Annotated in this window: 3 protein-coding genes; 2 read left to right on the plus strand and 1 reads right to left on the minus strand. The window is 52.0% G+C overall.

Going from position 1 to position 4,262, the window contains the following annotated elements; all coding sequences use genetic code 11:
• Nucleotides 1-370: 370 nt before the first annotated feature.
• Nucleotides 371-1,405 carry an AraC family transcriptional regulator gene (locus AC222A_RS18805; protein WP_486775443.1) on the minus strand — a complete coding sequence of 345 codons (1,035 nt, stop codon included), beginning with the start codon at nt 1,403-1,405 and terminating at the stop codon, nt 371-373.
• Nucleotides 1,406-1,718: 313 nt separating this feature from the next.
• Here AC222A_RS18805 and AC222A_RS18810 point away from each other — a divergent pair, with 313 nt between their 5' ends.
• Nucleotides 1,719-2,498, plus strand: a complete 780-nt coding sequence (locus AC222A_RS18810) for an SDR family NAD(P)-dependent oxidoreductase (RefSeq protein ID WP_486775444.1) — start codon at nt 1,719-1,721, stop codon at nt 2,496-2,498.
• Between the two features lie 97 nt (nt 2,499-2,595).
• The gene (locus tag AC222A_RS18815) at nt 2,596-3,837 is read left to right on the plus strand and encodes an acetyl-CoA C-acetyltransferase (protein ID WP_372781553.1); all 1,242 of its coding nucleotides are present in this window, start codon (nt 2,596-2,598) and stop codon (nt 3,835-3,837) included.
• Nucleotides 3,838-4,262: the final 425 nt, after the last annotated feature.

Below are 4,262 nucleotides of genomic sequence, written 5' to 3' on the forward strand. Positions count from 1 at the left end.
CTTCAGCGGCCTCGACCACGCGCTGCTCTATCCCGCGGAACTCGTCAACCGCTTGTAGCATGACGCTGGTATTGTGCTGAAATAGCTCGGATTGCGCGTCTATTTGGGATTCGATTACGGCCATGCTCTTTCCTCTTTCATTTTCGTCAGTTGGCGCGCGGCTATTAATGTGGAGCCAAGGCGTTGCAGACGTATTCTGCGACGTCGTAAATTCAAGAGCTTCAGTGTAGTCATCTTTCAGGGCGGTACTTCGGAATCGGCGCCATCGGATGTGGGAATCGGTGCCAACGCCCAGCACAGAAAAGCTATACATTAGAGTATAGAACTAGGTTGTTTGTTACGTTCGGCTATTAACACCGGTGAGCTGGTGTCAGCTCGAGGCCTCGGTTCGCCCTTTGCGATAATCTCGGGGTGACATCCCGATTTGCTGTTTGAAGGCTGATGAAAAGGAGCTGTGCTCGGAATACCCAAGTAGAAAGGCAATATCAGTGATGCTGAGTCTTTCATCGCCAAGGTATTGGATGGCGAGTTCGTTTCTCAGATTTTGCAGTACCTGAGCGAACTGCGTGCCACATTCGGCGAGACGTCGCTGCAAGGTGCGACGAGAGATACCTTGGGCTTTGGCGGTTTTGTCAAGCGTTACGCCGCCGGCGGGCAGCAGTCGAATGAGGGTACCGCGCAGATCTTGCAGTATCTGCTCCCGGCTATCAGGCGTAAACAAGTGCTGAGTGGTTTGTCCAATACTGCGTCCCCAATCAGCATCAAGTTGGATGAGGGGATAATCCAGGCTTTCTCGCTCAAAGTGCAGGCAGCTGACCGGCTGATCAAATTTCAGGTTGGGGCCGAGCAGGCGCTGTATAAGTGTGGAATCTGCCGGTTCTGGATAGGTGAAGTGGGCCTCCAGTGGAAGGATAGGCTTTACACACAGAGAGTTCACGATTTGGGCGGAGACCGACAGCATTTCATCGGACTGGTAGCGCCAGCCGGCATGGGGTTGCCAGAGCGGGATCCAGTCAAGGCAGATAGTTTGTCCGTTTCGTCGAATTTTTACTTCACCGAGATCACCGGCAAAGCGAAGTACACTGGGCATCAGGTTTAGATAGTCCCTAAACGTAGCACAAACCTGGGTGGTGTATAACTGAAGGTTCAGGCGGTTGATGTACTGAATACGTCCGGCGTGCAGGCCAATATCTTCCGTCGTTTGGCTTGCTGCAGCCTGATAGAAATTGTACAGCGCCGCCACACTGTGCCTTGCTTCGGGCTCAGCCAGCTGCTTAAGACGCAATCCTGCTTCTTCGAGCAGGTCGTCGACCGGAGCTCCAAGCGCCCGGGCAGCCTGCACTACGCCGTTGATGCTGGTGCTGTTGACGGTCCATTGAGCGTTTGGCGTTAGGGTGGCATTCATTGCTTTGTTGAGTTCGACTATGCTTTTGCAATCTTACATAGCCTACCATGAAACGGGTCATTTCCCCGTCTGAGGCACGTTCAGTAACAGCAGTATCGAAAACGTCATCACCTGTACTTGAAGTTGCATGGCGGTTACGGCTATAAGATGCTGTGCAATCCAGTGTATGTGCACGCTGACACCGGCAGACACATAAATTATCAGCGCTAATGACATTATAAAGCTGTGAATTGGCAGCCCTAGACTGCCGCGAATATGATGTTGGTTCAATATACCCAATTAAAAGCAAAATACGACAGAAGGGAGAATGATTATGCCTAGAGTAAATCTTCAGGGAAGCTCAGCCATAGTGACGGGTGGAGCTTCGGGAATTGGCGAGGCCACAGCGCGGCAGCTCGCAGAGGCGGGATCTAAGGTGGTGATCGCCGACTTGAATGAAGAGCGCGGTAGCCAGGTTGCCAAAGAGATTGGTGGTGTCTTCGTGAAGTGTGATGTCACCAAAACCGAAGATGCCGATGCAGCCGTCGCCGCTGCCTGTGAGCTTGGTCCTCTGCGCGCCTGCGTAAATTCTGCGGGGCTGGGGTTGCCTGCAAGAACGATTGACCGCAACAATGAGCCAATGGATCTTGATGGGTTCAGCTTTGTAATACAGGTTAACCTGATAGGCACCTTTACTGTATTAAGCAGAGCGGCAGCAGCGATGGCCAAAACTGAGCCGATGGATGAGGATGGCAGTCGCGGAGCCATTGTTAATATGGCCTCTGTTGCTGCTTTTGATGGGCAGATCGGACAGGCGGCCTATTCAGCTTCAAAAGGTGGCATCGTAGGTATGACCTTGCCGATCGCGCGCGATCTAAGCTCTGTGGGGATTCGCGTGAATACCGTAGCTCCGGGTCTAATTAACACGCCTATCTACGGTGAAGGTGAGGCGGCTGAAGCTTTTAAAGCCAACTTGGGTAAGTCGGTATTATTTCCGAAACGCCTTGGTTACGGTGAAGAGCTGGCGTTTACGGTGATGGAATGCATCACGAACCCCTATATGAATGCGGAAGTGATTCGGATGGATGGTGGTATCCGTATGCCACCAAAATAACGGGCTATTAGCTATAAATTGCTGCTATCGCCTACGGGGTTAGCAACTCCGTTAGGCGTAGCCAAAAAGCATCCATTTTTTCAGAGAGGACTAATTGATGAGCGAAGCATGGATTATTGATGCATGTCGCACTCCACGTGGGATTGGCAAAAAGGGCAAGGGCGCGTTGAGCCATATTCATCCTCAGCGGCTTGCCTCCACGGTGTTAAAAGCGATTGCCGAGCGCAACAGTATAAATACTGCCGAGATAGATGACGTTATTTGGGCCACAAGCATGCAACGCGGCCTTCAAGGCGGCGATCTCGGTCGCATGGCTGCGCTGGATGCAGGCTATGACGTTAAGGCCAGCGGAATCACGATGGACCGCTTTTGCGGTTCGGGCATTAGTTCCGTGAACTTTGCTGCAGCTTCCTTGATGTCTGGCATGGAAGATTGTGTGATCGCCGGCGGCACCGAAATGATGTCTCGATTTGGCGACCCGGAAAATGGCACAGCGTCTTACACCATGGATAACGGCAATATGCACTTGCGTGCGTTGCACCCGCAAACGCACCAAGGTATCTGTGCAGATGCTATCGCGAGCCTTGAGGGAATTTCGCGCAGTGATTTGGATGCATTGGCACTAGAAAGTCAAAAACGCGCCGATAATGCTATTAAGAAAGGCTACTTTGATAGGGCGCTCGTGCCGGTATATAACGACGACGGGTCATTGGCGCTGGATCACGAAGAATTTCCTCGCCCTCAAACGACATTGGAAGGCCTCGCAGAGCTCAAGCCATCGTTCGCGCCGATGATGGATTACGCGTTCGATGAAACAGGCGCCACTTTCCGTTCGCTTGTGCTCCAAAAGTACCCTGATCTCGATATCGTTAATGTGCATCATGCGGGTAATTCTTCCGGTGTTGTCGATGGTGCGGCGGCGCTCTTATTGAGCTCACCAAGCTACGCGAAGAAACAGGGGTGGAAACCGCGTGCGAAAATAATCGCCATGGCGAATATGGGAGACTGCCCGACCCTGATGCTCAATGCTCCTGTGCCGGCGGCTAAAAAGGTATTGGCAAAAGCCGGCCTTAAGCTGGAAGACATTGACCTTTTCGAAATTAACGAAGCGTTTGCTGTAGTTGCCGAAAAATTCATTCGTGATTTGAATCTCGATCGGGACAAAGTCAATGTTAATGGCGGTGCTATGGCGCTGGGACATCCCATTGGCGCAACGGGCTCTATCCTGATTGGCACCATGGTTGACGAGTTGGAGCGACGTGGTCTGAAGCGTGGGTTAGTAACCATGTGCGCAGGTGGCGGGCAGGCTCCGGCGATCATTGTTGAGCGGGTCGAATAGTTCAGCAATTCTACTCCCTCAATTTTCATATACAAAGCGGACCGTCGGTTTTCTGCAGGAGTGGCGGCTTCAGTCACAAAGCGGTCGTCGGTGTTTCAGTTGGGAGTTGTGGGGGGGAGCACATTCAACACAGCGGGGTGCGGACTGCGCACACTGGAGCAATTCCCGATTGGGGAAATAGCGGCATAATTGACTCAAATACGTTGGGTATATCCTCGTCTTCGAGTTTCAGTCCGAAAGGTTGTCGATTCAGGTTTTGGCGCTCCCAAGCCATGGGAGCAAACATCGAGCATTACGGTCACCAAGTCTTCGGGGCGTGTATTCAAGTTACCCATGTAGGAGTCTTTGAGACTTTTATAGTCGGCTAGTCCGAGAATAATGCTGGTTATGCAAAAGTTGAAACGCTGATGCAGAAGTTTCTTGGG

The sequence above is a fragment of the Litorivivens sp. genome, assembly GCF_057445395.1.

What these genes read in the sequence shown, in the direction of transcription:
- AC222A_RS18805 (WP_486775443.1), bottom strand. Translation starts at nt 1,405, where the DNA reads ATGAATGCCACCCTAACGCCAAACGCTCAATGGACCGTCAACAGCACC.
- AC222A_RS18810 (WP_486775444.1), top strand. Translation starts at nt 1,719, where the DNA reads ATGCCTAGAGTAAATCTTCAGGGAAGCTCAGCCATAGTGACGGGTGGA.
- AC222A_RS18815 (WP_372781553.1), top strand. Translation starts at nt 2,596, where the DNA reads ATGAGCGAAGCATGGATTATTGATGCATGTCGCACTCCACGTGGGATT.